The sequence below is a fragment of the Streptomyces sp. PA03-5A genome, assembly GCF_033792725.1.
GTDB lineage: Bacteria > Actinomycetota > Actinomycetes > Streptomycetales > Streptomycetaceae > Actinacidiphila.
The window spans coordinates 161,231-186,580 of sequence record NZ_JARAVL010000005.1 but is presented as its reverse complement, the minus strand read 5'-3'; the positions used below and the strand labels follow the sequence as shown (position 1 = coordinate 186,580).

General features: G+C 73.5%; 25 protein-coding genes and 2 pseudogenes. 8 read left to right on the top strand and 19 right to left on the bottom strand.

What is annotated here, in order from left to right; all coding sequences use genetic code 11:
• Positions 1-52: 52 nt before the first annotated feature.
• The gene (locus tag PV410_RS08140; RefSeq protein WP_500323259.1) at positions 53-850 is read right to left on the bottom strand and encodes a metal-dependent hydrolase; all 798 of its coding nucleotides are present in this window, start codon (positions 848-850) and stop codon (positions 53-55) included.
• Between the two features lie 132 nt (positions 851-982).
• Between PV410_RS08140 and PV410_RS08135 the strand changes: the two genes are divergently transcribed.
• Positions 983-3,496, top strand: a complete 2,514-nt coding sequence (locus PV410_RS08135) for a DEAD/DEAH box helicase (RefSeq protein ID WP_500323257.1) — start codon at positions 983-985, stop codon at positions 3,494-3,496.
• Between the two features lie 37 nt (positions 3,497-3,533).
• Complete coding sequence (locus PV410_RS08130) at positions 3,534-4,400, top strand: acyl-CoA thioesterase (RefSeq protein WP_500323256.1); 867 nt, start codon at positions 3,534-3,536, stop codon at positions 4,398-4,400.
• An 81-nt stretch (positions 4,401-4,481) separates the two neighbouring features.
• On the opposite strand, the gene PV410_RS08125 is transcribed toward PV410_RS08130, so the two are convergent.
• From PV410_RS08125 to PV410_RS08095, 7 genes are all read right to left on the bottom strand, one after another.
• On the bottom strand, positions 4,482-6,314 hold the full coding sequence (locus PV410_RS08125) for a vWA domain-containing protein (protein WP_500323255.1): 1,833 nt from the start codon (positions 6,312-6,314) through the stop codon (positions 4,482-4,484).
• Positions 6,311-7,372, bottom strand: coding sequence for an ATP-binding protein (locus PV410_RS08120; RefSeq protein ID WP_499515461.1), 1,062 nt, complete (start codon positions 7,370-7,372; stop codon positions 6,311-6,313). Before PV410_RS08120 ends, PV410_RS08125 begins: the two co-directional genes overlap by 4 nt.
• A gap of 205 nt (positions 7,373-7,577) precedes the next feature.
• On the bottom strand, positions 7,578-8,474 hold the full coding sequence (locus PV410_RS08115; protein WP_500323253.1) for a DUF6397 family protein: 897 nt from the start codon (positions 8,472-8,474) through the stop codon (positions 7,578-7,580).
• Between the two features lie 96 nt (positions 8,475-8,570).
• A complete protein-coding gene (locus PV410_RS08110; RefSeq protein ID WP_500323251.1) occupies positions 8,571-9,050 on the bottom strand; it encodes a macro domain-containing protein in 480 nt (159 codons plus the stop codon).
• A 55-nt stretch (positions 9,051-9,105) separates the two neighbouring features.
• Positions 9,106-9,498, bottom strand: a complete 393-nt coding sequence (locus PV410_RS08105; protein WP_500323250.1) for a DUF742 domain-containing protein — start codon at positions 9,496-9,498, stop codon at positions 9,106-9,108.
• Between the two features lie 6 nt (positions 9,499-9,504).
• The gene (locus tag PV410_RS08100; protein ID WP_018562311.1) at positions 9,505-9,915 is read right to left on the bottom strand and encodes a roadblock/LC7 domain-containing protein; all 411 of its coding nucleotides are present in this window, start codon (positions 9,913-9,915) and stop codon (positions 9,505-9,507) included.
• Positions 9,912-12,182 (bottom strand): sensor histidine kinase, encoded by a 2,271-nt coding sequence (locus PV410_RS08095; RefSeq protein WP_500323249.1) that lies wholly within the window; start codon positions 12,180-12,182, stop codon positions 9,912-9,914. The genes PV410_RS08100 and PV410_RS08095 overlap by 4 nt, the downstream gene beginning before the upstream one ends.
• A gap of 240 nt (positions 12,183-12,422) precedes the next feature.
• Here PV410_RS08095 and PV410_RS08090 point away from each other — a divergent pair, with 240 nt between their 5' ends.
• Entirely contained in the window at positions 12,423-13,442 is a 1,020-nt protein-coding gene (locus PV410_RS08090) for an alpha/beta fold hydrolase (protein ID WP_500323248.1), read from the top strand.
• A gap of 34 nt (positions 13,443-13,476) precedes the next feature.
• The gene (locus PV410_RS08085; protein WP_500323247.1) at positions 13,477-13,905 is read left to right on the top strand and encodes a PPOX class F420-dependent oxidoreductase; all 429 of its coding nucleotides are present in this window, start codon (positions 13,477-13,479) and stop codon (positions 13,903-13,905) included.
• A 27-nt stretch (positions 13,906-13,932) separates the two neighbouring features.
• Here the strand turns inward: PV410_RS08085 and PV410_RS08080 are convergent, their stop codons facing one another.
• The 7 genes from PV410_RS08080 to PV410_RS08050 all read right to left on the bottom strand — a co-directional run bounded on the left by PV410_RS08080 (position 13,933) and on the right by PV410_RS08050 (position 20,034).
• Positions 13,933-14,604, bottom strand: coding sequence for a hypothetical protein (locus tag PV410_RS08080; protein ID WP_499515454.1), 672 nt, complete (start codon positions 14,602-14,604; stop codon positions 13,933-13,935).
• 147 nt (positions 14,605-14,751) lie between these two features.
• Positions 14,752-15,342 carry a GTP-binding protein gene (locus PV410_RS08075; protein ID WP_500323245.1) on the bottom strand — a complete coding sequence of 197 codons (591 nt, stop codon included), beginning with the start codon at positions 15,340-15,342 and terminating at the stop codon, positions 14,752-14,754.
• Positions 15,323-15,718, bottom strand: a complete 396-nt coding sequence (locus PV410_RS08070) for a DUF742 domain-containing protein (RefSeq protein ID WP_499515452.1) — start codon at positions 15,716-15,718, stop codon at positions 15,323-15,325. Before PV410_RS08070 ends, PV410_RS08075 begins: the two co-directional genes overlap by 20 nt.
• A gap of 14 nt (positions 15,719-15,732) precedes the next feature.
• Positions 15,733-16,155: a roadblock/LC7 domain-containing protein gene (locus PV410_RS08065; protein WP_499515451.1), complete on the bottom strand. Its 423-nt coding sequence runs from the start codon at positions 16,153-16,155 to the stop codon at positions 15,733-15,735.
• On the bottom strand, positions 16,152-18,644 hold the full coding sequence (locus PV410_RS08060; RefSeq protein WP_500323410.1) for a sensor histidine kinase: 2,493 nt from the start codon (positions 18,642-18,644) through the stop codon (positions 16,152-16,154). The genes PV410_RS08065 and PV410_RS08060 overlap by 4 nt, the downstream gene beginning before the upstream one ends.
• A gap of 149 nt (positions 18,645-18,793) precedes the next feature.
• On the bottom strand, positions 18,794-19,564 hold the full coding sequence (locus tag PV410_RS08055; protein WP_500323244.1) for an MHYT domain-containing protein: 771 nt from the start codon (positions 19,562-19,564) through the stop codon (positions 18,794-18,796).
• Between the two features lie 134 nt (positions 19,565-19,698).
• Entirely contained in the window at positions 19,699-20,034 is a 336-nt protein-coding gene (locus PV410_RS08050; protein WP_500323243.1) for a YnfA family protein, read from the bottom strand.
• Positions 20,035-20,040: 6 nt separating this feature from the next.
• Here PV410_RS08050 and PV410_RS08045 point away from each other — a divergent pair, with 6 nt between their 5' ends.
• Complete coding sequence (locus PV410_RS08045; protein WP_500323242.1) at positions 20,041-20,697, top strand: class I SAM-dependent methyltransferase; 657 nt, start codon at positions 20,041-20,043, stop codon at positions 20,695-20,697.
• Here the strand turns inward: PV410_RS08045 and PV410_RS08040 are convergent.
• Positions 20,646-21,380 (bottom strand): annotated as a pseudogene (locus PV410_RS08040) (alpha/beta fold hydrolase). The gene PV410_RS08045 and the pseudogene PV410_RS08040 sit on opposite strands and share 52 nt — an antisense overlap.
• Positions 21,381-21,410: 30 nt before the next feature.
• Here PV410_RS08040 and PV410_RS08035 point away from each other — a divergent pair.
• Both PV410_RS08035 and PV410_RS08030 read left to right on the top strand, forming a co-directional pair.
• Positions 21,411-21,725, top strand: a pseudogene (locus PV410_RS08035) (PadR family transcriptional regulator); the annotation flags it as partial.
• 82 nt (positions 21,726-21,807) lie between these two features.
• A complete protein-coding gene (locus tag PV410_RS08030) occupies positions 21,808-22,128 on the top strand; it encodes a hypothetical protein (RefSeq protein ID WP_500323240.1) in 321 nt (106 codons plus the stop codon).
• Positions 22,129-22,158: 30 nt separating this feature from the next.
• On the opposite strand, the gene PV410_RS08025 is transcribed toward PV410_RS08030, so the two are convergent.
• The gene (locus PV410_RS08025) at positions 22,159-22,476 is read right to left on the bottom strand and encodes a hypothetical protein (protein WP_500323239.1); all 318 of its coding nucleotides are present in this window, start codon (positions 22,474-22,476) and stop codon (positions 22,159-22,161) included.
• Between the two features lie 14 nt (positions 22,477-22,490).
• Positions 22,491-22,862 carry a hypothetical protein gene (locus tag PV410_RS08020; RefSeq protein ID WP_500323237.1) on the bottom strand — a complete coding sequence of 124 codons (372 nt, stop codon included), beginning with the start codon at positions 22,860-22,862 and terminating at the stop codon, positions 22,491-22,493.
• 212 nt (positions 22,863-23,074) lie between these two features.
• Between PV410_RS08020 and PV410_RS08015 the strand changes: the two genes are divergently transcribed.
• Positions 23,075-23,938 carry a hypothetical protein gene (locus tag PV410_RS08015; RefSeq protein WP_500323408.1) on the top strand — a complete coding sequence of 288 codons (864 nt, stop codon included), beginning with the start codon at positions 23,075-23,077 and terminating at the stop codon, positions 23,936-23,938.
• Between the two features lie 20 nt (positions 23,939-23,958).
• Here PV410_RS08015 and PV410_RS08010 read toward each other — a convergent pair whose 3' ends face one another.
• A complete protein-coding gene (locus PV410_RS08010) occupies positions 23,959-25,338 on the bottom strand; it encodes an FAD-dependent oxidoreductase (RefSeq protein ID WP_500323235.1) in 1,380 nt (459 codons plus the stop codon).
• Positions 25,339-25,350 lie beyond the last annotated feature (12 nt).

Genomic DNA, 25,350 nt, shown 5'->3' with positions numbered 1-25,350 from the left:
CCCCGGCCGTCCTGCGACGGCCGGGGCCACGGGGGTGGCGGGGGCGGCGGGCTCAGCCGCCGAAGATGCCGAGTGCCCCCAGCGCGCCCAGTCCGCCGGCGGCGAAGAAGATCGGCGTGAGCACCTTGATCTCGACCCAGCTGCCCGCGCGGAACCGCATGGCCTTCGGCGGGCCCAGCGGGAACCAGCGCTTGCGGCCGATCGGGATGGGCCACAGGATCGGGCAGCCCGAGACGGTCAGGGCGTCGCCGATGCAGTGCACGAGGGCGCCGAGCACGATGGGGATGCCGATCCACAGGTACTGCTGCCCGGGCTCGGTGAACAGCCAGCCCTTGCCGTTCTCGGTGCCGTCCAGCACGTCGGCCAGCACCCAGGCGCTGGTGGCGCCGAGCAGCCACACCAGGATGTCGCTGGAGACCCGGGCCTGCCGCCACAGCAGGCCCTCGACGGCGAGCACGGCGTGCACGAACAGGATCGCCAGGACCCCCCAGCGCCCGCCGTACACGGCGATCAGCGAGGCGCCCCCGCCGATCGCGACGGCCCACACCCAGGTATGGGTCAGTGTGCGGTGACCACCGGAACGGCGCGGGTCACCGGCCTTGCGCGTGGCCTTGTAGGTCGCGTACGAGAGCTTGTCGATGATCTCGCAGAACCACCGGGAGACCGGCCCGAAGGCACGCGATATCGTGGCCGCCTTGTGGTCGAGGTCGGGGGCGAGGGCGGCGCCGGCACAGATCAGTGCGCCGACCACGAGCGTCGGCCAGGGCATCGGGTGGTCGAGCGCGGCGGCGAGTGCTCCCACCCCCAGCCATGCCGCCGCTCCGGAGATAGAGTGCGCCGGTCCCATCATGGTGTGCCCCGCCCCTTTCGACCCGCCTGCAGGCGGAGTTGACGCGTAATCGACGGCACACCATACCGCCGGTCGATCTTCCTCCGTACCGCCGGTTCCTCCCCTGGTCCCGGGGACAGGCAAGATGGGGGTGTGACCCTCATCGATCAGCTGCCTGCAGAGCCCGATCCCGACGCCCTCTTCGAGGCCTTCTCGTCCTGGGCGGAGGGCCGGGGCATCTCCCTCTACCCCGCTCAGGAGGAAGCGCTGATCGAGGTGGTCTCAGGGGCGAACGTCATCCTGTCCACCCCCACCGGCTCGGGGAAGAGCCTGGTCGCGGCCGGTGCGCACTTCGCCGCGCTCGCCCGGGACGAGGTCACCTTCTACACCGCCCCGATCAAGGCGCTGGTGTCGGAGAAGTTCTTCGACCTGTGCAAGCTCTTCGGCACCGAGAACGTCGGCATGCTGACCGGCGACGCCTCCGTCAACCCGGACGCGCCCGTCATCTGCTGCACGGCGGAGGTGCTGGCGTCGATAGCGCTCCGGGACGGCAAGGACGCGGACATCGGCCAGGTCGTCATGGACGAGTTCCACTTCTACGCCGAGCCGGACCGGGGCTGGGCGTGGCAGATCCCCCTGCTGGAGCTGCCGCAGGCGCAGTTCCTGCTGATGTCGGCGACGCTCGGCGACGTCACGCGCTTCGAGAAGGACCTCACCCGCCGTACCGGCCGGCCCACGTCCGTCGTGCGCTCGTCGACGCGGCCGGTCCCGCTGTCGTACGAGTACCGGCTGACCCCGCTCACCGAAACGCTGACCGAGCTGCTGGAGACCCGCCAGGCCCCGGTCTACATCGTGCACTTCACGCAGGCGGCGGCCGTGGAGCGGGCGCAGGCGCTGATGAGCATCAACATGTGCACGCGCGCCGAGAAGGACGCCATCGCGGAACTCATCGGGAACTTCCGCTTCACCACGAAGTTCGGCCGCAACCTGTCGCGTTACGTCCGGCACGGCATCGGGGTGCACCACGCCGGCATGCTGCCCAAGTACCGGCGCCTGGTGGAGAAGCTGGCGCAGGCGGGCCTGTTGAAGGTCATCTGCGGCACGGACACCCTCGGTGTCGGCGTCAACGTGCCCATCCGCACGGTGCTCTTCACCGCCCTCACCAAGTACGACGGCAGCCGCGTCCGTGTGCTGCGCTCCCGTGAGTTCCACCAGATCGCGGGCCGCGCCGGGCGGGCCGGCTTCGACACGTCGGGCTTCGTGGTCGCCCAGGCGCCGGAGCACGTGATCGAGAACGAGAAGGCCCTCGCGAAGGCCGGCGAGGACCCCAAGAAGCGCCGCAAGGTGGTGCGCAAGAAGGCGCCCGAGGGCTTCGTCGGGTGGACGGAGAGCACCTTCGAGAAGCTCATCGCCTCCGATCCCGAGCCGCTGACCTCCCGGTTCCGGGTCACCCACGCGATGCTGCTGTCGGTCATCGCCCGCCCCGGCAACGCCTTCGACGCGATGCGGCGGCTGCTGGAGGACAACCACGAGGACCGCAGGTCCCAGCTGCGGCACATCCGGCGGGCCATCGCGATCTACCGCTCACTGCTGGCCGGCGGGGTCGTGGAGCGGCTGGACGAGCCCGACGAGGAGGGGCGCATCGTCCGGCTGACGGTGGACCTGCAGCAGGACTTCGCGCTCAACCAGCCGCTGTCCACCTTCGCGCTGGCCGCGTTCGAGCTGCTGGACCCGGACTCGCCCTCCTACGCGCTGGACATGCTGTCGGTGATCGAGTCGACCCTCGACGACCCACGGCAGATCCTCGCCGCCCAGGAGAACAAGGCGCGCGGCGAGGCCGTCGCCGCCATGAAGGCCGACGGGGTGGAGTACGAGGAGCGGATGGAGCGGCTCCAGGACATCTCCTACCCCAAGCCGCTGGAGGAGGTGCTGTCGCACGCCTACGGCGTCTACCGCAAGAGCCACCCGTGGGTCGGCGACCACCCGCTGTCGCCCAAGTCGGTCGTACGCGACATGTACGAACGGGCGATGACCTTCACCGAGTTCGTCTCCCACTACGAGCTCGCCCGGACCGAGGGCATCGTGCTGCGCTACCTGGCCAGCGCGTACAAGGCGCTGGAGCACACCGTCCCGGACGACCTGAAGTCCGAGGACCTGCAGGACCTGATCGCCTGGCTCGGCGAGCTGGTCCGTCAGGTCGACTCCAGCCTGCTGGACGAGTGGGAGCAGCTCGCCAACCCCGGGGAGATGACGGCCGAGGAGGCCCAGGAGCGGGCCGACCAGGTCAAGCCCGTCACGGCCAACGCCCGGGCCTTCCGGGTCCTGGTGCGCAACGCCCTGTTCCGCCGGGTGGAGCTGGCCGCGCTGGAGCGGTTCGGCGAACTCGGAGAGATGGACGCCGGGTCCGGCTGGGACGCCGACGCCTGGGCCGAGGCCATGGACGCCTACTGGGACGAGTACGAGGACCTGGGCACCGGGCCCGACGCGCGCGGCCCGAAGCTGCTGCAGATCGAGGAGCGTCCCGACGAGGGGCTGTGGAAGGTCCGCCAGACCTTCGCGGACCCCGACGGCGACCACGACTGGGGCATCTCCGCCGAGATCGACCTCACCGCCTCCGACGAGGAGGGCCGCGCGGTGGTCAAGGTGACGGCCGTGGGCGCGCTGTGACCGCGAGGACGAGCACCCGCACGAAGGAGCACGCCCGATGACCAACCCCGCCGAGCGGCTGGTGGACCTCCTCGACCTGGAGAGGATCGAGGAGGACATCTTCCGCGGGCAGAGCCCCCAGGAACGCCTCCAGCGGGTGTTCGGCGGACAGGTGGCGGGCCAGGCGCTGGTCGCGGCCGGGCGCACCACGGACGGCAGCCGTCCGGTGCACTCCCTGCACGCGTACTTCCTGCGCCCGGGGCGCCCCGGGATGCCGATCGTGTACCAGGTGGAGCGGATCCGCGACGGCCGCTCCTTCACGACGCGGCGCGTGGTCGCGGTGCAGCAGGGCCGGACGATCTTCAACCTGACCGCCTCCTTCCACGTGCCGGAGCCCGGGTTCGAGCACCAGCTGCCGATGCGCGAGGTCCCGGACCCGGAGAGCCTGCCGAAGCTGAGCGACGAACTGCGCGAACACCTTGGCGAACTGCCCGAGCAGTTGGAGCGGATGGCGCGACGGCAGCCGTTCGACATCCGCTACGTGGACCGCCTGCGCTGGACCGCCCAGGAGATCGAGGGCGCCGAGCCGCGCAGCGCGGTCTGGATGCGCGCGGTGGGCCCGCTCGGCGACGACCCGCTGGTGCACACCTGCGCCCTCACCTACGCCAGCGACATGATGCTGCTGGACGCCGTGCGCGTACCGGTCGAGCCGCTGTGGGGGCCGCGCGGCTTCGACATGGCCTCCTTGGACCACGCGATGTGGTTCCACCGGCCGTTCCGTGCCGACGAGTGGTTCCTGTACGACCAGGAGTCCCCCGTCGCGACCGGCGCGCGCGGCCTGGCCCGCGGCCGCATCTACGACCGCGAGGGCCGCCTTCTGGTCTCCGTGGTCCAGGAGGGGCTGTTCCGGAAGCACGGCGGCTGAGGGTCCCGGGAGCCGGTGCCCGTCGGGTACCGGTTCCGGTTCCGGCTCCGGCGCCTGGGGCCTCCTTGCGCCGACCGGGCCTCAGCGCATGCGGAAGACCGGTCCCTTGGGCGTGAACGGAAGGCGGGCGTCCCGGGGGATCAGGAAGGCGTGTTCGCGGCGTATCCGCAGGACGTCGCAATCGCCGTCCGTGATCAGCAGGACCGGGGCCGCCGGCGGGAAGTCCGGGGCGCGCTGGAGGAGGTCGACACCGGGCTGCAGCACGGTTCCGCCACGGCCCCTGACGCGTACCCGGTGGGCGATCTCGGTCACCGCCAGGGAGCCCGCGTCGAAGGGGGCGGCGTCGCAGAACACCACGCGGGCGGCGGTCACGTCACGGGCGGTGGCGTAGGACGCGATGGCGCCGAGCGCCTTGCCGAGCAGCGCCCGGCTCATGGACCCGGACGTGTCCAGCACCACGCCGAAGGTGCAGCGGGCCACTTCCTGCGGCGGGTGGCTGCGGCCGGCCCGGGGGATGTCCGGTGTGGACGCCTGCCGGCGGGCCGGACGGGCGAAACTGCGCACCGCCTCGGGACGGGGCACGTACTCGTCGAACCAGCGGGCGAGCCTGGCGTCCCACGGCAGCGGTGGGTGGGACAGCGCGCGGATCTCCTCGACGAGTCCGGCGGGCAGGAGTCCGCGCTCGCGGTGGTGCAGTTCGAAACCCTGGAGCAGCCCGCGCCGGTAGAACTCGTCCAGGTCGACCCACGTGGGGGCGGTCTCCCCGGGGCGCGGCAGCGGCTCCCCGAGCACGTCCCCGAGGCCCTTGCCGCGCAGCGTGGCGAGACGGCGCAACCGCCGCTCGTCCCGCGCGATGCGGTCGTAGACCTCTTCGCTGGACAGTCCGGCCAGGGCGGGGTCGTGCAACAGCCCCTCGGGCATCTGCCCGACGCCCATCTCCAGCAGCCAGCCGTTGATCACATAGTCGGCGGCGACGTTGAACAGGTACGGGTCCCGGCCGCCCCGGCGGTCGCCGTGGCGCAGCGCGGCGTGCAGCATCTCGTGGGCAAGGATGAACCGCCATTCCTCGTCGGTGAACCGGCACAGAGGGTTGAGGTAGATCTCCCCCGCCTCTGCGTTGACCGCCGCCACCGAGATCCGCTGGGCGCGGGCGAGTTCGGCGTCGGCGACCAGAGTCATCCCGGCGGCGATGCCGCCGAGCAGCGGGTAGGAGGAGACGAACCAGCTCAGGGCGCGCTCCCAGGGACGCAGCGGGCGCCGCGCACCGGTGAGCTCCTCGCGGCGGCCTCCGGCGACGTCCATGGCCGCCGACATCGTCCGGGTCAGGGCGCTCGCGAAGGCGACGGTCCAGTCCTCCGGCGCGCTCCAGGACGGTTGCCAGGGGTGGAGCACCTGGTCCGGCTGCGGGCCTGCGGTGCCGCACGCCGCGAACCCGGCGGGGATGCCGTCGCGGCGCCAGCGTGCGGCCAGTTGTTCCTCGTCGCCGTCCGGGAACACCGGGGGCAGCGCGACGGGCGCCCGGCCCACGGGGAAGGTGTCCAGGAAGCGGTTGACCACCGCGCAGCGGGCGGCGACGTCGAACCGGTCGGGCTGCTCTCGCGGGCCCCTGGCGGCCGGTACGTGCCCGAAGCCCAGGTGCAGGAGGCAGTGCGCCAGCACCCATGCCCACTCCTGCGGGTCCGCGCGGCGCAGGGGGTCGGCGTGCACGATGCCGTTGGAGGTGACGGAGGCCCAGCCGTCGCGAGGGTGCTCCTCGCACTCCTCGCTGCGGCACAGACGGCCGTTGACGGCGGAGAGCGCGGCGAGGGCGGTGTTGCGGCGCAGCAGGTCGACGCCGGCGGCGAACGCCTCGGCCGCGGGGTCCTTGCGGGGTGCCGACCGCGCCCGGGACCTGTCGCCGCGCGCGCCGCTCACCGGCGCGCCTCGACCAGGCGCGGCATGTCGCGGGCGGCCTCCAGCAGGAACCAGGAGGGCAGCACCGGGTTGTCGTCGTCACCGTCGGCGATCACGGTCTGGGCGACCTCGACCGAGATCTCCGCCAACTGCACCAGCAGCGACTTGGCCCGGTAGGCCATCTGCCGCACGGCCGGGGAAGCGTGCTCCCGCTGCGCCGGCAACTCCTTGATCAGACGCCCACGGAAGGAGTCGGCGAGGTAGTAGAGCAGGTCGCGGTCCTCGATGCGGCGCGGCCAGGAAGCGTCCCCCTTGAGGATGGCGTCCAGCCCGTACGAGTGCCGCACGATCTTGACGTAACCGCAGAAGGCCGTGGCGTGCGCCGGGGTGAGCGTCCCGTAGGCCAGCACCTTCAACGTCTCCTCGTCCAGGGCTGGTCCGAAGGAGTGCAGCGCGTCGGAGAGCATGTGCCAGGCGCGCGGGGTGGAGAACGGCTCCTCGGTCTTGGGCGGCGCGGACCACAGGTGGTCCGGCCGGTCGGTGAGGTGGTCGGTGATCCACGGATGGATACCCGCGCCCGCCGCCCAGACCAGCCAGTCCGCCGCGGAGGCCCGCAGATGGACGTGCGCAAGCCGGTTGACCAGGGCGGATGCCATCGGCCGTGCCAGCGCGTTGTCGGTGGCACGGTTGCCCGCACCAATCACGATGCTGCCGGGCGGCAGCTCGTACGAGCCGATGCGGCGGTCGAGGATCAGCGAGTAGAAGGCCTTCTGGACATCGGGGGTGGCCGCGTTCAGCTCGTCGAGGAAGAGGCAGTACGGCTCGTCGCGGGCGATCGTCTCCGGGGGGCAGAAACGTGAGCGGCCGTCGACGATCTGCGGTACGCCGATGAGGTCCTCCGGAGCCAGCTGCGTCCCGATGAGACTCACGCAATCCAGTCCCAGAGAGTCAGCGAACTCCCTGACCAGGGAGGACTTCCCGATGCCCGGGGCGCCCCACAGGAAGACCGGGCGGACGGTGGCCAGGTTGAGCAGCAGCTCGGGCACCTGGGAAGGCGAGACGGTGACAACACCCTGCAAGCGCGGGCTCCTCGGAGATGAAGGGGATGGCGGGCACACGACGGCGCCGGCCGGCCCGAGCAGTCTCACCCCTGTCGCCGCCCCGTCGCACCTGCTTTTCGGTGCATCGTCGGCCTCGCACTCCACCGCGCCCGCCCTCGACGATTCGATCGGTCACGACGTCGTCATCACCGCCTGGTGGCACGCGGTGTGAGGGGCTGTCCCGTCACCCCAGTCCGAGGAGGCGTCGCCAGCGGCTGCGCGGCGCCGTGGGCGGAGGGGGAGGCGGGGCAGGGGGCGGCGGGGCGATCGGCGGGCCTGGGGTGACGGCTGGGATGTCGGCTGGGGCGGCACGCTCGGGACGCGGGGCGGGGCGGGAGGCACGGGCTCTGAGGAGCGCGTCGGCGAGCGAGACCTGGGCGAAGGTGATCTCGTCGGGGTGGCCGGCGACGGTCTGGGCCTCGATGACCTCACGGGTGGCGTAGGAGCCCGTACTCCCCGGTGGGAGCGCCGGGCAGAGCCGGCGCAGGTAGGCCCGCTCTCGGGTGTCCGGCACCGCGTCGGCGGCCAGTTCCGGGCCGAGCAGGGCGGACCAGGCGGCCGCCTCGCCCCAGGCGCCCTCCGCGTCGCGCACGAGTTCCTCGACACGGCGGGCCCGCCAGCCGCGGGCGCGGTGGTCCTCGCCCTCGTCGAGGGCGTCGCGCAGCTCGGCGGGCAGCCTGCCCTCCAGCAGGGCGGGATGGGCCCGGGCGAACCGCCGTACGTCCTCGGCGAGGTAGAGCCACACCACGGCGCGGTAGCGGTTGACGTACCAGCGGACGGGGCGGAGGAAGCCTCCCTTGGCGAGCCGGGTGAAGCGCTCCCGGCTGATCCCGATCAGCGCCGCGCCCTCGATGCTGCCCACCAACTCCAGCCGCGCGCGCAGCCGGTCGGGAAAGCCCTCCTCCGCGCGCAGCCGGTCCACGTCCTCCCGTACGACACGTCGGCGCCCGCCGACGGCCGGCGCCGTACGTACCTCGCCGGTCTGCAGCGCGACCTCGAACTCCTCGGCTTCCAGGCACAGTTCCTCCCGGGCGCGCTGCATGCCGAGCGCCTCCCGGACGACGGTCTCCTTGACAGCCATGCCACTCCCCCTGACCTTCCGTAGCGACCCATCACTGACAGTCACGACGATAGGTCCTCCCGGCGACATCCGCCCGGGCCTGTGGATAACTCCGCGTCACGCCCCGTGGTCGTACACGGTCACGGAGATCCCACGGCGCACGAGCCGCCCCTCGACCGAGGGCGCAACCCGCTCCCACCGGCCGCCCGCGAGCCCGCACCCGATGCGCGGCATGTGCACGGACGCGCCCAGCTCCGCCGCCTTCTCCGCCACCAGGGCCAGCCCCGCGTCGATCGCCTCGTACCGCACGGGCACGCCTTGGCTGCCCCTGCGGATGCCGCGCTGCCCGACGAGATTTGCCACCCAGACCGACTCGCTGACACGGACGAACTGGACGGCACCCAGGGCGAAGTCGTTGCCGGCGCGCTCGCGGTGCCACCGCCGGTACGCGGCCTCGGGTTCCGGCCAGCGGCGGGAGAGCGCGACCACGAATCCCTTGCCCCAGCCGCCCAGGTCGTTGCAGACGTGGACGATCAGCTTGACGCCCTTGCCCTGCGGCGCGGTGGCGTCCCCCCGGACGTACGTGATCCCCTCCATGCGGTCACCGTACGCCCGGGGTCCGACAACGCCGCCGCCGCAGCGGCGGCCCGGCTCACAGGGCGCGCAGGCCGTCGATGACGTCCTTGAGCAGCCCCACGTCGGGCAGTTCGGCCGGCGGCACGGGCCGGATGGCCCGCAGGTGGCCGTCCCGGAGGAGGTCGCCGAGCAGCACGCGGACGACGCCGAGCGCGAGGTCGGCGTCCGCGGCCAGTTCGGCCACGGTGAGCGGGCTGTCCCGGCACAGGTCCAGGAGGGCCAGGTGCTCCTCGTCGAGGTGGTCGTCCGGGGCCTTACCGACGGCCGGGACCATGACGGCGATCAGGTCGACGTCACCGTCGGAGTCCGGCCGGGTGCGGCCGCCGGTGATGGTGTAGGCGCGCACCATCGGACCGGCCTCGTCGTCATACCAGAGCGCGCCCTCGTCTCCCGGCGGGCTCGGGTTCATGCTTCATCACTCCCCCGGTGCCGCCGCGTCGTGCCGGCGCGGCGTGACACCGAGGTGTTCACCGACCCGGTGGACCATGAGGGTCATCTCGTAGGCGATCTGCCCGACGTCGGCCTGCACACCGCTGAGCACCGACAGGCAACTGCCCTCGCCCGCGGCCGTGACGAACAGGAAGCCGTCGTCGAACTCGACCATCGTCTGCCGCACGCCGCCCGCGTCGAAGTGCCGGCCCGCGCCCTTGGCGAGACTGTGGAACCCGGACGAGACGGCGGCCAGGTGCTCGGCCGTGGCACGGTCCAGACTGGTGCTCGCCCCGGTCACCAGACCGTCGCCGGAGAGCACCAGCGCGTGCCTGACGTGCGGCACCCGCTCTGTCAGATCGTCCATCAGCCATGTGAGTCCACTGCTCACCGTCATCCCCCGTTCTCCCCGGTCTCCGCTGTCCCTTGCGGTGCTGCGGCGTCCCTGCCGCGGGCCAGGCCGCGGGCGAACGCCGTGATGGTGGAACGAGCCTCTTCCGGAGATCGTTCCCTTTCGTCTCCCCCGCCAAGCGACTCCGCCGGGCTCTGGTGCGCCCCGTCGTCCCTCAGTTGCGCTACGAGACTGGCCTGCCGCTGCCGCTTCGGCAACCCCGTCCCGGTGCGCCCCTCCTCGCGCGGCCTGGTCGGTCCCCGCCGCGGCCGTGGTGTGCGCGGCGCCGTGTCGGCCCGGTCCGTCCCCGGCGGCTCGGGCACGGCCCGCGGGCGGAGCACCTGCTCGCCGGTCTCCAGGTCGTCGCCCGAGGCGTCCACGAGCACCGACTGCGGGACGAACACCACCGCGACCGTGCCGTCGAACCGCCCGCGGCGCAGGGTGACGCGCACCCCCTGCCGCGCGGCGAGCCGCCCGACGGTGAACAGGCCCAGCCGGTCCGTCTCCGGGAGCTCCGTTCCCGCGCCGGCCTCGCCGAGTTCGTTGTTGGCCTGGGCGAGCCGCTCGGCGCTCATGCCCAGGCCGCGGTCCTCGACCTCCAGGACGTAGCCACCCGCGACGACCTCGCCGCGCACCTCGACCTTGGTGTCGGGCGGCGAGAAGGCGGTGGCGTTGTCGATGAGTTCCGCCAGCAGGTGCAGCACGTCGGCGATCGCGGGGCCGGTCAGCGCCACCCGGGGCATGCGCCGGACGACGACCCGCTGGTAGTGCTCGACCTCGCCGACCGCGGCACGCGCCACCTCCGCGAGCCGGACCGGGCGGCGCCAGGCCCGGCCGGGTGCGTTGCCGGAGAGGATCAGCAGGCCCTCGGCGTGCCGGCGCATGCGGACGGCGATGTGGTCGACACGGAACAGGTCGTCCAGGTCCGCCGGGTCTCCGGAGCGGCGTTCCATGGCGTCGAGCAGCGTCAGCTGACGGTGCAGCAGCACCTGGCTTCGGCGGGCCAGGTTGGTGAAGACGGCGGAGACCCCGCGGCGCAGCTTCTCCTGGTCGACGGCCGCCTGGACGGCGGCGCGCTGGGCGTTGTTGAAGGCCCGGCCGACCTGTCCGATCTCGTCGGCGCCGAAGCGCAGGTCGGGTGCGGCCCGCGCGACCGCGGCGTCGTCGAGTTCCTCGCCGGCGCGGAGCCTGCGGAGCACCTCCGGCAGGCGCCTCCCGGACAGCTCCAGGGCCTGGTTGCGCAGCAGCGTGAGGCGGCGGGCGATGCCGCGCCCGATGAGCAGGGAGATGACGACCGACAGCACGACGAGGAACAGTCCGGCGAGGCTGACCGCGCCGGTCCGCACGAGCACGTCCATGCCGTCGTCGCGGGCCCGCTCGCCGACCTCGCGGGCGGCGTCGACGTTGATGTCGCTGAGTTCGGCCAGGGCCCGGTCCGCGTTCTGGCGCCAGCGGTCCTGGGAGACGACCAGGCCGACGTCCTTGGCGCCCGCCCCGCGCGCCGCGGCCTCCATGGAGTCCAATGTCCAGGCGACGCTGCCGCCCTCGAACTCGTCGAGCCGCTCCTTGGCGGCCTTGGTCAACTCCGGGTCGACGATGGAGTGCAGCAGCTTGCGCCCGTCGATGGTGCCGATGAACTCGCGGTACTGGCTGCCGGTCATGGCGGGACCGAGCTGCGCGGCGGTGAGCATGGCGTCCTCGCGGGACAGCAGTTCCCTGGCCCGTACCAGGTCGATGACGAAGCCGCCCTGCCGGGCGACCTCGCCGCTCTGGAGCGCGGCGAGCGATCCGCGCAGCCGGAAGATGGGGTCGATCACAGCCGAGTAGCGGTGGAGCGTCATCGACCAGCCGACGTCGCGCTGCCGGACGTCCTCGCGCAGCGGCGCCAGGTCCTTCGCGGCGGTGATCAGTTCGGTGATCCGCTGCCGCTGGGCGAGGTCGAGCTCGGTTCCCTGCGCCTGCTCGCGCGCGTGGTCGCGGACGACCGCGAGCAGCCTGTCGGTGGTGCGCTCGGCGCTCTCCAACTCGGGCCCGCCGCTCGCGCCGTCGGACGCCACATAGGCGACGGCGACGCGCCGCTCGACCTGCAGGGCGCGCCCCAGGTCGTCCGCGGGTGTCCCGTAGTAGCGGTAGGTGTCGGCGATCCCCATGAGGGCGAAGGCCCCGCGCACCGAGGTGAAGGTGCTGTATGTCCACAGACCCGCCAGCGAGAGCAGCGGCACCAGGAGAAGTACCACGAGTTGCGTGCGGATGGTGCGGGGGCGCAGGCGCATGCGTGAGGTCCTCGGTCGACCATGGGTTCGATGGGGAGGGGCACAGTCTGACCCACGAACGCCCCCTTCGTGGCGCCGACTGTGACATCTCACAATCCCTTCCCACCGGACGCCCTCAGGTGCGGGACGCGACGGAGCGACGTACCCTGCCCGGCCCCACCCCCTCCCACCGCAAGCGCGTTCACGCCGCGCTAACGGCGCGGCATTGCGGGCGAAACCCCGCTGTCGCACGCTGGACGCATGGAACGGGGACAGGTCGTACGCCGGGTCTACGGTCCCGCCCCGGACACGGAGGACGGTTCTCAGGGCGTTCCTCTGGTCCATCGCGACATCCACGGCTACCGGCGCGCGTTCCGGCTGGGCGGCAGCGGGCCGCCGCTGCTGCTGATCCACGGCCTCGGCGACTCGTCGGCGACGTGGGCGCACATCCTGCCCCGGCTGGGGCGGCGGCACACGGTCATCGCCCCGGACCTGCTGGGCCACGGTGACAGCGAGCAGCCCCGCGCCGACTACGCGGTGGCGGCCTACGCGTGCGGCATGCGCGACCTGCTGGGCGTGCTGGACGTCGACCGGGTGTCGGTCGTGGGCCACTCGCTCGGGGCGGGCGTGGCGATGCAGTTCGCCTACCAGTTCCCGGAGCGGTGCGAACGCCTGGTGATCGTGGGCGGCGGCGGTCTGGGGCCGGAGGTGCACCCGCTGCTGCGGCTCGCCGCGGGGCCGGGTTCCGAAGTGACGCTGCCGCTGGCGACTTCGCCGCCCGTGCGCGGGGCGCTGCGGCTGCTCGCGCCGCTGCTGCGCACCACCGGCGGGCTCGGGCTGGGCCGCCACGACTTCGACTACGTCCTGGAGCGCTACCTCATGCTGGACAGCTCCAAGGCGCGTCAGGCCTTCCTGCGCACCCTGCGCGCCGGCGTGGACCTGCGGGGGCAGGTCATCACGATGATGGACCGCAGCTATCTGACGGCGGGCCTGCCGACCCTCATCATGTGGGGCGAGCACGACGCGGTGATCCCGGTGCGTCATGCGCTGAGGGCGCACACCGCGATGCCGGGCAGCCGGCTGGAGCTGTTCGAGGACGCCGGGCATTTCCCGCACCATGACGCGCCCGGGCGTTTCGTCGACGTACTGGAGGACTTCCTCGCCACCACCACGCCGCAGGAGTACGACCCGGTGCTCTGGCGCCGGCTGCTGCGACGCGGTCGGGTGGACGTGCCGCTCTACCAGGAGGTCGAGCCGCCGCACCCCTCCAGCGGGTCCTGAGGCCGTCCGCCGCCGTCCGGGGCAGGATGGGGGCATGGGACACAGGATGACCGAGGAAGAGTGGCGGGCCTTCGTCTCCGCCGGGACACGTACGGGGAAGCTGGCGACGACGCGGGCGGACGGCACGCCCCATGTGGCGCCCGTCTGGTTCCTGCTGGACGGCGACGACGTCGTGTTCAACACGGGCAAGGACACGGTCAAGGGCCGCAACATCACGCGCGACGGCCGGGTCGCCCTGTGCGTGGACGATGACCGGCCGCCGTTCGCGTACGTGGTCCTGCGGGGACGGGCTGAGGTGAGCGAGGAGCCCGGTCCCCTGCGGGAGTGGGCCACCCGGCTCGCCGCCCGCTACATGGGCGAGGACGTCGCCGAGGAGTTCGGGGCGCGCAATGGGGTGCCCGGTGAACTCCTGGTGCGGGTGCGGATCGACAAGGTGCTCGCCGAGTCCGGTGTGGCGGACTGAGCGTCGGGCGCCCGCCGCCCGCCCGGGTCAGCGGATCGGCTTGCCGCCGTTGGCCTTCTTGCCGTTGGCGCCCATCGCCCACCAGGTGCCGCCCACGCCGTGGCCGTTGGTGTCGCCGGGCTTGGTGTCACCGGTGTACCAGTAGACGGGCCAGCAGTTGTACGACAGCTGCTTGGTGCCGTCCGGACGGGTGTAGGTGCTGACGAGCTTGGGGTTGAGACCGGCGGCCTCGGCCTGCGCCTTGGTGACGGGCTTGGCCGCCGGCCACTTCTTGAGGCACTCGCCGGTGCAGTTGGACACCATCGGCCAGTCGGTGTCCTTGTCGAAGCGGTACAGGGTGCGGCCCTTGGAGTCGACGAGGATGTCACCCAGGTTGGCGTCGTTGACGACGGAGAGGATGGGCCACTTCTTGTCGGAGGCGGCGTCCGCGCTGCCGCTGTCGGAGCTGTCGTCCGTACCGCCGGCGTATCCGTCGTCGGTGCCCGAGGAGGGGTCGGCCGAGGTCTCGCTGTCGTACCCGTAGTCGCCGGAGGTGGTCCCGGAGCCGGGCTGCGAGGTGGCCGACTGGGCCGCGTCCTGTTGCTGGGCCGCCGGCGCCACGCTGCTCGCCTGGTCGTAGCCGTTCGACCCGCCGCAGGCGGTGACGAGGAGGAGGGCAGCGGCCGTTCCGGCGACTGCGGCACCGATCCGCTTGTGCATCTGGACTCCTTGCGCGGTAGGGGCGTCGGGGCCCGTGCGCCCCGTCTGGCCACCTGTACGCACGCGGTTCGGCTGCCTCTCAATGCACTGTGAATTCCTTTTTCGGCGGCGCCGTTCTGCTAAGGTGCCCCGCCGCTCCACGGAGCGTCAGCGCACCGACTCCAGCAGACGTGCCGCGTGCATCCGCCCGGCGTGCTCGACGAGGGCGATCAGCACCTCCTTGCCCGATGCGCGGTCCCGTGCGTCACAGAGGACGACGGGGGTGCCGTCCTGCAGGTCGAGGGCGCGTGAGATGTCCTCCGGGCGGTGCTCCAGCGCGCCGGGGAAACGATTGACGGCGACCGCGAACGGGATCTTCCGGTGCTCGAAGAAGTCCACGGCGGGGAAGCAGTCCTCCAGGCGACGGGTGTCGGCGAGCACGACAGCGCCGAGCGCACCTTGCGACAGCTCGTCCCACAGGAACCAGAAGCGGTCCTGGCCGGGGGTGCCGAAGAGGTACAAGGACAGACCCGCCCTGATGGTGATCCTGCCGAAGTCCATCGCCACGGTGGTGGTGGACTTCCGCTCCACTCCCCCGGTGTCGTCCACGTGACGCCCGGCCTCGGTCAGTTGCTCCTCGGTGCGCAGCGGCCGGATCTCGCTCACCGCGCCCACCATGGTGGTCTTGCCGACCCCGAAGCCCCCCGCGATGAGGATCTTCAGGGCCATGACCGGCGTCTCAGAGTGCCCGGAGTCCATTGATCACCTCTCGCAGGATGCGCTCGTCGGGTAGGTGCGCCGGCGGTACGGGATTGCTCACCCGTACGCTGCCGAGCGTCAGGAGGTCGCCGAGGAGGACGCGTACGACGCCCACCGGCAGGTCGGCGTCGGCCGCCAGCTCCGCGACCGACAGGGGCTCTTCCCGGCACAGCACGAGCAGCGCGGTGTGCTCGGGCTCCAGCGTGGGGTCGTCGGCGGCACCGGGTTCGGCGAGCACCAGGGCGATGAGGTCCAGGGCGGCGACGGCCGTACCGGGCCGGGTGCGGCCGCCGGTCATGGCGTACGGGCGCACCAGGGGCCCTGCCGCGTCGTCGTACCAGTGGCCGTCCGGGCTCCGCGGGTGCGCGCCGTTCATCACCTGTGCGCCGGTCAGCCGGCGGCCGGGCCGGCGGCGCCGAGGCGCGGCGGGGTGTGCAGGTGCTCGCCCACGCGCTTGACCAGGCGCGCCATCTCGTAGGCGATCAGGCCGACGTCGGCGCCCGCGCCGGTGAACACCGCGAGGCAGGAGCCCTCGCCGGCGGCCGCCACGAAGAGGAAGCCGTGGTCGAGTTCGACCATGGTCTGCCGGACCTGGCCGGCCGCGAAGTGGCGTCCGGCGCCCTTGGCGAGGCTGTGGAAGCCCGAGGCGACGGCCGCCAGGTGCTCGGCGTCCTCCCGGGTCAGCCCGCGGGAGGAGCCCACGGCCAAGCCGTCGCCCGACAGCACCACGGCGTGGCGGACGTTGTCCACCCGGTCGGTGAGGTCGTCCAGCAGCCAGTCCAGTTCACCGGACCGGTTCGATGCGTCGATCATCCGTGCTCTCCTTCGCGGGGTGCCCTGGCCGAGGTGCGGGCGTGGTCCTGCTCGCCGTCCCCGGGCGTCGTGTCCGGACCGTCGTGGTGACCCGGCCCTCCCGGGCCGGGCCGGGTGCCGCCGGGCTGCGGGGCGGGCCGCAGGGGGCGCGGGCCGGCGGGTCCGGGTTCCCCGTCGGCGGTGTCACGGGCTCCGGCGCCGCCGCCGCGGATCCAGCCGCGGCGGAACGCGGCCATCGTCGAGCGCGCCTGCTCGGCGGTCCGCTCCGGGACGTCCTGCCCCGTGTCCTGCGGCCCGGGGCCGCGTTCGGGTGCTCGGGGCTCCAGCAGCTGCGGGGCGAGGCTCGCACGGCGTACGCGGCGCGGGAGTCCGCCCTCGGCGGGAGGCGTGCCCGCAGGGGCGCCCACCGGCGCGGGAGCGGGCGCCGCGCCGCGGGCCGGTGCGGGCACGGATACGGGCGCGGGCACGGATACGGGCGCGGGCGCGGGCAACGCCCCGTGCTCCGGCGGACGAACGGAACGGGGCGCGGAGGGAAGCGGCGGCCCGTCGCCGTCGCCGCGCGGGGAGGCCGCCACCAGGGGCGGGACCTCCGCGGACCCCTGGCGGGTTCCGTGCGGGCCGGACGCCGCGCCCCCCGTCCCGGCGCCCCGTGGGGCGCGGGCTTCGGGCGCCCTCATGTCGAGCAGGGCGGTGGGCAGCAGGACGACGGCGGTGGTGCCGCCGTACGGGGAGGAGCGCAGGGAGACCCTGACGTCGTGCCGCCGGGCGAGCCTGCTGACGACGAACAGGCCGAGCCGGTCGCTGTCGAACAGGTCGAGCGCCTGGGTCTGGGCGATGCGCCGGTTGGCCTCGGCCATGGCCTCCTTGCCCATGCCGAGCCCACGGTCCTCGATCTCCAGGGCGTAGCCGTTGCCGACCTGCTCGCCGTAGACGCGCACCTTGGTGTGGGGCGGGGAGAACTGGGTCGCGTTCTCGACGAGTTCGGCGATCAGGTGGGTGAGGTCGGCGACCGCGGAGCCGACGACCGCCGCGAGGGGGAGCCTGCGGACCTCGACGCGGGCGTAGTCCTCGACCTCCGCGACCGCGGCGCGCACCACGTTGGTGAGGGGTACGGGCTTGCTCCAGGCACGGCCGGGAGCGGAGCCGGAGAGGATGATCAGGCCCTCGGCGTGCCGCCGCATACGGGTGGTGAGGTGGTCGAGCTTGAACAGGTCCTCCAGCTCGCCCGGATCCTCGGTGCGCCGTTCCATGCTGTCGAGCAGCGCCAGCTGACGGTGCACCAGGACCTGGCTGCGGCGGGCGAGGTTGACGAAGACGCCGGAGACCCCGTTGACCAGTTCGGCGCGTTCCGCGGCGGCGCGCAGCGCGGCGCGCTGCACGGTGGCCAGGGCTTCGGCGACCTGGCCGATCTCATCGGCGCCGTGCCTGCCGAGGGGCGCCTCCTTGCCGAGGTCGATCTCCTCGCCGGCGCGGAGCCGCCGCATGGCGCGCGGCAGTTTGCGGCGGGCGAGTTCGAGCGCGGTGTTGCGCAGGCCGACGAGTTCGACGACGAGACCGCGGCCGATCCGTACGGAGATGAAGAGGGAGGCGACGACGCCGAGGAGGCCGAGCAGGACGGCGATGCCCGAGGTGCTCAACAGGCCGTGCGCGAGGGGTCGGTCGGCGGGTGCTGCGGCCTTGGCGGACTTCTCCAGCCCGGACAGCACCTGTCCGGTGGCCCGGTCCCATGGGGCGAGGCTCGCGCCGTCCACGGCGGCCTTGCCCGGTCCGGCGTCGAGGACGGCGTCCTCCATGGCCTCGAGGTCCGTGTACGCGGTGGAGCGGGCCAGCCGCACCCAGGCGCTGCGGCCGGCACCGCCGAGGTCGGCCGTGGCACCCGCGAGCAGGGCGCGGCGGGCGGTGACGGCACCGCTCAGGTCGCGGTAACGGTCCGTGGGCAGGCCGCGGGTGAGCGCGGCCGCGGCGAGCAGCGCGTCCTCGCGGGACAGTTGTTCCGCGGCACGGCCGATCTCCAGGGCGGCACGCTCGCCGCGTCCCGCGGAAAGGGCGCCGCCGATCGCGAATCCGTCGGTCACGGCGTCGGTGTAGGCGCGGTACGTCTGCCGCCAGTCCGCTGCTCCCTGGGTGATGCCCGGGCGCAGCCTGCGCAGGCGCTCCAGGTCGCCGACGAAGGTCCGGACGCGCACCGCGGCGGTGCCCGGCAGGCCGGTGCCGTCGGCGACCGTGTGGCCGCCGCCCAGCTGGAGCAGGGCGGCGGCACGGTCGGTGGCCGTGGCGCGTCTGCTCAGTTCGGCGGCGGCCTCGGTGGTGGGCCGGGCCAGGTAGCGGGCGGCGGCACGGCGTTCGGCCTGCAGGGTGGTCACGGTGTCGGCGACCGGCTCACGGATCGTTTCTGCAATGCGCTGGGCACGCAGCCGACCGGAGACGTCCTGGGCCGTGGTGACAGCGGCGAAGGCCCACAGCGCCATAAGGGACACGACGGGCACCATGAGGAGCGACACGATCTTCGCGCGCACGGTCCTCGGGCGCAGGCTCAGCCGGTCCGCCGCCCCGCCGCTCCGTCCGCCGTCGGTGGCGCGGGAGGACGGTTCCTCGTCCGCGGGGAGTCCCGCGTGCGCTCTGCGGCCCCGTGGCGGCGTCACAGGGCACCCTCGCCGATGCGCTGGGCGGTCGCGGAGGCGATGTGTTCCCTCGCCGTCGGGGAGAGCGCGACGAAGGCGGAGGTGAGGAAGAGGTAGGAGCCGAGGCCGACGATGAGGGGGAACAGGAACGCTGTCGCGCCGGAGCCGGTCAGCACCTCCGCCGAGGGCCGGACCCGGACGTGCACGGCGAGCATCCCGGTGTAGTGCATGCTGCTGACCGCCGCGCCCATCACCAGGGAGGCGCCGGCGACGACCACGGGCCGGTGGATGGTGAGCGCGGCCCACAGCGCGGCGGTCGCGGCGGCCCAGGCGATGGCGACCGACAGCGCCACGAGCCACGGTTCGTAGGACACCGCGCCATGAAGGCGTACGGCGGCCATGCCCAGGTAGTGCATGCTGGCCACACCGACACCCGTGGTGAGGCCGCCGATCGCGAGGGCCCGGAAGCGGCCGTGGCCGTACCCGACGGCGAAGACGCCGAGGCCGACGACGACCATGGCGACGGCGAGGCTGAGGACGGTCAGGGGGACGTTGTAGCGGATCTCGGTGCCGGTGACGCGGAAGCCGAGCATGGCGACGAAGTGCATCGTCCAGATCCCGGTGCCGAGGGCGCTCGCGGCGGTGATCAGCCAGTTGCGCCGGGAGCGGCCGGTCGCGGCCAGGGCCCGTACGGTGCAGCGCAGTCCGAGCGCCGCGCCGACGCACGCCATGGCGTACGAGAGCAGCGGGGTCAGCCAGCCGAAGGCGGCGTGGTCGATGTGTCCCATGGCCCCGGGACGCTAGTGCGGGGGTGGTCGCACGCTCGGGCCATGACGGAACCCTGCCTTATTTGACCGCGTGCTTTCCGGATGCGGCCCCCGGCGATCGCGTGCGGCACGAACCTGTACGCGGGAAGCGTGTTTCAGCCGCTGCGTGGCCCGTACATGATGATCCCCACGCCCGCCAGGCACACCAGCGCGCCCACCACGTCGTAGCGGTCGGGCCGGTAGCCGTCCGCCACCATCCCCCAGGCGAGCGAGCCCGCGATGAACACCCCGCCGTAGGCGGCGAGGATGCGGCCGAACTCGGCGTCCGGCTGGAGGGTGGCGACGCACCCGTACAGGCCCAGGGCGATGACCCCGGCCCCGATCCACGCCCATCCGCGGTGCTCGCGCAGCCCCTGCCAGACCAGCCAGGCGCCGCCGATCTCCAGCAGCGCGGCCAGCACGAAGAGGGCGACGGAACGGAACGGGATCATGCGACCATGATGCCCCGCGTCCCGTGCGCCCCGGCGCGCGCCCCGAACCGGAGGTGGACCGTCGTGCACACCGACCCCGCGCAGATCCGCGCGTTCTTCGCCGCCCGCGCCGCCGACTGGGAGACCCGCTACCCCGACGACGCCCCCGTCTACCGTTCCGGTGTCGCCGAACTGGGCCTGCGGGAGGGCCAGACGGTCCTCGACGCGGGGTGCGGCACGGCCCGGGCGATGCCCTTCCTGCGCGCGGCCGTGGGGGCGTCCGGGACGGTCCTGGGCGCCGATCTGACGCCCGAGATGCTGGCCGCGGCGGTACGGGCCGGGCGCCGGGAGCACGGCGCCCTGCTGCTGGCCGACTGCGCCCAGCTGCCGCTGCGCGACGCCACACTGGACGCCGTCTTCGCCGCGGGGCTGATCGGGCACCTGCCGGACCCCCGGGCCTGTCTGCGGGAGCTGGCCCGGGTCACCCGGCCCGGCGGCCGGCTGGCGCTCTTCCACCCGATCGGACGGGCGGCGCTGGCCGCCCGGCAGGGCCGCGAGCTGACCCCGGACGACCTGCGCGCCGAGCCCACCCTAAGGCCGTTGCTGGAGTCCTCGGGGTGGACCCTGACCTCCTACACCGACACCGACGAGCGGTTCCTCGCGATGGCCTCGACGAAGGCGTAGGCGTTGTCGAACATGATGGTGTGACCGGCGCCGGGGACCATCACGACGGACACCCCGGCGGCCTCCAGCCCCGCCCGGCCGCTCAGGTCACCGCTCGGCTCACCCTGCAGGAAGGTGCGCGGAACGGGCGACGAGAACAGCAGTTCACGCATGACCGGATCGCTCCCCGCAGCAGTGGCGAGGCGGTGCGGTGCAGGGCGACGCGGTCGGCCAGGCGCATCGCGGCGACCCAGTGCGGGCCGACCCGCCATAGGACGCGGGCGAAGCCTCCGCCATGGACGAGCTCCTCCTCGGTGAAGGCCGCGATGCCGCTGCTGCCCGCCGTCGCGCGCGGACGCGCGTCGAGGTTCGCCTCCGCCAGCACCAGGCGCGCCACCAGATCGGGCCGGCGCGCGGCGAGGACGATCGCCACGGTGCCTCCCATGCTGTGGCCGACCACCCCGGCCGGCCCGTCGCGACGGCGTCGAGTGCCGCGGCGAGCGCGTCCGCGTGCTCCTCCAGCGTGTAGCCGAAGGCGGCGGGCCGGTCGCTGATGCCGTGGCCCGGCAGGTCGGCGAGGAGGGAACGCCGCCCGGTGAGGGCCGGATCCGCCGCTATGTGGGCGAAGTAGACGGACAGGCCGCGCCCAGCCCGTGCACATAGACGAGCGCGGGGCCGGTCCCGGGTGTCCCGGTCCAGCGGATGGCTATGAGCTGCGCAAGGGCATCGCCGCTACCACCGAGGGCTGCGCCGAGCTGCGCCGGCGGCTCGCGGAGCCGGACGCCGCCGACATCCCCGACGAGAACCGCTGGTTCACGTTCCTCGCCCTCCTGCGCCATCTCGACGACCCCTCCCTGCACAGCGCGGTGCTGCGTCGCCGGCTCGCCGTCCTGGAGGAACCCACGAGCTTCTTCCACGACGGCGACCGCCCGCTGGGGGCGGAGGAGCTCGACGACCCGTTCCGGCGGGGCTTCCTGACGATCGCACCGGTCACCACGCGGGCGGGCCTCGGCCGGCTGCGCAGCACCCTGGACGCCCTGGGGTCCTGAGTGCGGCCCCGGCGGGTCCGGCCGGCGCGGCGGGGACGGTAGCCTGCGGCACGTCCGACCGAGGAGAACTGCGAGGCCGCGCGTGACCCGAGAGCTGTACAACGTCCGGCTGGTACCCCGCGAGGGGGACCCGACCCCACTGACGGACGAGGAGGAACAGCGCGCGCGGACCACGCTCTTCAACGACCTCGGCCGCGCCGTCTCCGACCGCGGCTGGGTGCGCTTCCCCGCCTACTCGCCCGAGGAACGGCGGCGGCTGGTCGACGTCGCCGGCCGGCTGAGCGCCTACTGGGGCGTCGAGGTCGGCGTGGCGGCCGAGGACCCCTGCTCCATGCGGCTCTTCCTCCCCGGGTACGGTCCGCGGGAGACCGCGGTCACCCCGGCCGTGGAAGGCCGCTTGTGACGGCCCGGGCCCGGTAGGGCGGCGGACGCCTCACGCTTCGGGGAGGCCGAGCAGCGACCGGGCGACCGCCCGCGGCGGTACGCCACGCTCCTGGGCGAGCACCGCGACGGCACGCCGTGCGAGTTCACCGATCCCGAACATCAGCGCCTCCGGCGCGACGCGCGCCGCAGCGGCCTCGAGCGCCTCCTCGTCCCCCTCGACGGAGGCCGCGACATGGGCGGCGGCCGCCTCGAAGAGGTTGCGCTCGCGTGATGCCCGGCGTGAGGGCTCCGCCCCGGGCGTCGGCGGGGGCTTCGCGGGCCTCCCCGGCGTCCGCGCCGCGGTGAACCTCCGGAGCCAGGTGGCCATCCGCATCACCCCTCTCACCCAGGGGCGTTCCCGCCCGCGGGCAGCCGGAACCCCGGAAGGCCCGGGTCGCCGCTCTCCGCGGTGAGCACGAGAGGGGGGCCGTGCGCGCCGGGCTCCCAGCCGACGGCCAGCGCGTGCTCGACGAGCAGGCGGACGTCGCGAGGAGTCGGGTGGGCGGTGTCGGTGACGCAGTATCCCCACGGACCGGGCTCCGAGGCCGACACCAGATCGGCGGCGAGGGCACGGCCGCCGGGAGCCGCCCCGTCCGTGACGCGGACGGAGACGACGCGGCGGCAGGTGCCGTCGGGCTGATCGGCGTGCCCGATGCGCGCGGTCCAGAGGAACTCGCGCCCGTCGAAGCGGAGGCGTCGGCGCCGTTTCCTCACGGGCGGCCGCCCTGGTGGGCAAGGGAGTTGGCCATGGCGTCAGCGTAGGGGCCGGCGATCCGGCCACCGAACGGTTTTCCACAGGGCACGCCCCGGTCTCGACGCGGGTGTTACCGGGTGGTTAGGGTGCGCCCACCACTGAGAACTCACTGGAGAGGGGATGCCCCGTGTCCGCGACGGACGACGACGCGCTGTTCGTGCTCACCGCGGCGATGCTGACGCCCGCGCAGTTCCCGGGCGTCCTGGCCGACGACTATCCGGCCGCGTGCGCCGAGCTCGGGCTGGAACCGGCGGACGACGGCTACGGCCTCGTCTTCGGCCAGGACGGGACGGGCGCCCGGTGGACGGTCGCGATCAGCGACACCGCGCTGGTCGCGTGCGCCCTCGCCGCGTGGGACTGCGGGCTGGAGTACGACCTCTCCCCCGACGAGCGCTCGGTCGTCGCCGCGCTGCCCGGATGGCCGCTGCCGGTCGCGGTGGCCGCGCCCGGCGTGCCCGCTCCGCACGATCCGCCCGAGGCCGAGGACGGCCCGCCGCTCTCACCGCCCGACACCGGGACGTGGGGGCCGGCGCAGCGACGCCTGGGGGCCGACGAGATAGCCCTCCAGTGGCGGATCTGGCGGGAACAGCTCGACGCCGGGGACGAGCCCGACTCCCCGGACGGCGCCGACAGCTCCAGCAGCTCGGACACATCCGCCGCGACCGTCACAAACTCCGCGCCCGACGGCACGGAGAAGGAGCCCACGGAGAACGAGTCGGGTGAAGGAACAGGGGCCACGGCTGCCACGGCTCCCGCCGCCGACGGCATCCACCCCGGGGTGCGGCGCGCGCTGGAGGCCGCCCAGGAGTATCTCCGTACGCCCCCGCCGCCCGGCCGCATACGCTCGACCGCGGCGGGCGAGGGCGTACGCACCCTGCGTGTGGACGGCGAGGGCTGGAGCCTGGTGGCCCGCACCGACGACATCGCCTTCGTGCTGCTCGACGAGGAGCCCGGCGAGGTGCTGCCGGTCGGCCGGGGGCCGGAACTCCCCAGCCTGCTGGAGGGCCTGGAGAAGCTGGCCGTACGGCCCGCCTGAGCGCCGCCCCCGGTCGCAGCTCAGGCGTCCGGGCCGTCCGCGCGGACCTTCCCGTCGACCTTGCGCGCGGCGATCAGGACCGGGTCCCACACCGGGGAGAACGGCGGGGCGTAGCCCAGGTCGAGCCCGGTCATCTGCTCGGCGGTCATGCCCGCGGTGAGCGCCACGGCACCGATGTCCACGCGCTTGGCCGCGCCCTCGCGGCCGACGATCTGCAGTCCGAGCAGCCGTCCGGTGTGCCGCTCCGCGATGGCCTTGACCGTCATCGGCGCGGCGCCGGGGTAGTAGCCGGCCCTGCTGGTGGACTCGATGACCGCGGTGACGTACTGCAGCCCGGCGGCGCGGGCCTGGGACTCCTTCAGTCCCGTACGGGCGATCTCCAGGGAGCAGACCTTGCTGACGGCCGTGCCCACGACGCCCGGGAAGGTGGCGTAGCCGCCGCCGATGTTGGTGCCGATGACCCGGCCCTGCTTGTTGGCGTGGGTGCCCAGCGCGATGTGCTGCATCCCGCCGGAGACCAGGTTGAGGACCTCCACGCAGTCCCCGCCCGCCCAGACCGCCTCCTCCCCGCGCACACGCATCGCACGGTCGGTGAGCAGCCCGCCGTGCGCACCCAGCGGCAGCCCCGCGTCGCGGGCGAGGCCGGTGTTGGGGGCGACGCCGAGCCCGAGCACGACCACGTCCGCCGGGTACTCGCCCTGGTCGGTGGCCACCGCGCGGACCCGGCCGTCCGCCCCGGTGAGCACCTCGCGCACCGGGGCTCCGGTGACGACGGTGATGCCGAGGCCCTCCATGGCCTCCCGCACGAGCCGACCCATGTCCGGGTCGAGGGTCGCCATGGGCTGCTCGGAGGCTTCGACGAGGGTGACCCGGAGACCGCGCCGCAGCATGGCCTCGGCCATCTCCACGCCGATGTAGCCGCCGCCGACCACGACGGCGGTACTGACGGGCCTGTTGTCGAGGGCGTCCAGGATGTCCTCGCCGTCGTCGAGGATCTGCACGCCGTGCACGCCCCCGGCGTCGATCCCGGGGATCGGGGGGCGCTTGGGCACGGCGCCGGTGGCGATGACGAGCTGGTCGTACTCCGTCCATCCCTCCGCCTCGAAGACGTCCCGGGTGCGCACCCGGCCGCGGTCCCGGTCGATCTCGACGACCTCGGTGCCGAGCCGCACGTCGATGTCGTGGGCCCGGTGCTTCTCGGGCGTGCGGGCGATCAGCTTGTCGGGGCCGGTGGCGTCCCCGGCGATCCAGTACGGGATGCCGCAGGCGGAGTAGGAGGTGCGGCGCCCGCGTTCGAAGGCGACGACCTCCAGTTCGTCGGGCCCCTTCCTCCTGCGCGCCTGCGACGCCGCCGACATGCCCGCGGCGTCCCCGCCGATGACCACAAGCCGTTGCCTCATGCCCCGCAGCGT

What these genes read in the sequence shown, in the direction of transcription:
- PV410_RS08140 (WP_500323259.1), bottom strand. Translation starts at nt 850, where the DNA reads ATGATGGGACCGGCGCACTCTATCTCCGGAGCGGCGGCATGGCTGGGG.
- PV410_RS08130 (WP_500323256.1), top strand. Translation starts at nt 3,534, where the DNA reads ATGACCAACCCCGCCGAGCGGCTGGTGGACCTCCTCGACCTGGAGAGG.
- PV410_RS08115 (WP_500323253.1), bottom strand. Translation starts at nt 8,474, where the DNA reads ATGGCTGTCAAGGAGACCGTCGTCCGGGAGGCGCTCGGCATGCAGCGC.
- PV410_RS08110 (WP_500323251.1), bottom strand. Translation starts at nt 9,050, where the DNA reads ATGGAGGGGATCACGTACGTCCGGGGGGACGCCACCGCGCCGCAGGGC.
- PV410_RS08105 (WP_500323250.1), bottom strand. Translation starts at nt 9,498, where the DNA reads ATGAACCCGAGCCCGCCGGGAGACGAGGGCGCGCTCTGGTATGACGAC.
- PV410_RS08100 (WP_018562311.1), bottom strand. Translation starts at nt 9,915, where the DNA reads ATGACGGTGAGCAGTGGACTCACATGGCTGATGGACGATCTGACAGAG.
- PV410_RS08095 (WP_500323249.1), bottom strand. Translation starts at nt 12,182, where the DNA reads ATGCGCCTGCGCCCCCGCACCATCCGCACGCAACTCGTGGTACTTCTC.
- PV410_RS08090 (WP_500323248.1), top strand. Translation starts at nt 12,423, where the DNA reads ATGGAACGGGGACAGGTCGTACGCCGGGTCTACGGTCCCGCCCCGGAC.
- PV410_RS08085 (WP_500323247.1), top strand. Translation starts at nt 13,477, where the DNA reads ATGGGACACAGGATGACCGAGGAAGAGTGGCGGGCCTTCGTCTCCGCC.
- PV410_RS08080 (WP_499515454.1), bottom strand. Translation starts at nt 14,604, where the DNA reads ATGCACAAGCGGATCGGTGCCGCAGTCGCCGGAACGGCCGCTGCCCTC.
- PV410_RS08075 (WP_500323245.1), bottom strand. Translation starts at nt 15,342, where the DNA reads ATGGACTCCGGGCACTCTGAGACGCCGGTCATGGCCCTGAAGATCCTC.
- PV410_RS08070 (WP_499515452.1), bottom strand. Translation starts at nt 15,718, where the DNA reads ATGAACGGCGCGCACCCGCGGAGCCCGGACGGCCACTGGTACGACGAC.
- PV410_RS08065 (WP_499515451.1), bottom strand. Translation starts at nt 16,155, where the DNA reads ATGATCGACGCATCGAACCGGTCCGGTGAACTGGACTGGCTGCTGGAC.
- PV410_RS08060 (WP_500323410.1), bottom strand. Translation starts at nt 18,644, where the DNA reads ATGGTGCCCGTCGTGTCCCTTATGGCGCTGTGGGCCTTCGCCGCTGTC.
- PV410_RS08055 (WP_500323244.1), bottom strand. Translation starts at nt 19,564, where the DNA reads ATGGGACACATCGACCACGCCGCCTTCGGCTGGCTGACCCCGCTGCTC.
- PV410_RS08050 (WP_500323243.1), bottom strand. Translation starts at nt 20,034, where the DNA reads ATGATCCCGTTCCGTTCCGTCGCCCTCTTCGTGCTGGCCGCGCTGCTG.
- PV410_RS08045 (WP_500323242.1), top strand. Translation starts at nt 20,041, where the DNA reads ATGATGCCCCGCGTCCCGTGCGCCCCGGCGCGCGCCCCGAACCGGAGG.
- PV410_RS08025 (WP_500323239.1), bottom strand. Translation starts at nt 22,476, where the DNA reads ATGGCCACCTGGCTCCGGAGGTTCACCGCGGCGCGGACGCCGGGGAGG.
- PV410_RS08015 (WP_500323408.1), top strand. Translation starts at nt 23,075, where the DNA reads ATGCTGACGCCCGCGCAGTTCCCGGGCGTCCTGGCCGACGACTATCCG.
- PV410_RS08010 (WP_500323235.1), bottom strand. Translation starts at nt 25,338, where the DNA reads ATGAGGCAACGGCTTGTGGTCATCGGCGGGGACGCCGCGGGCATGTCG.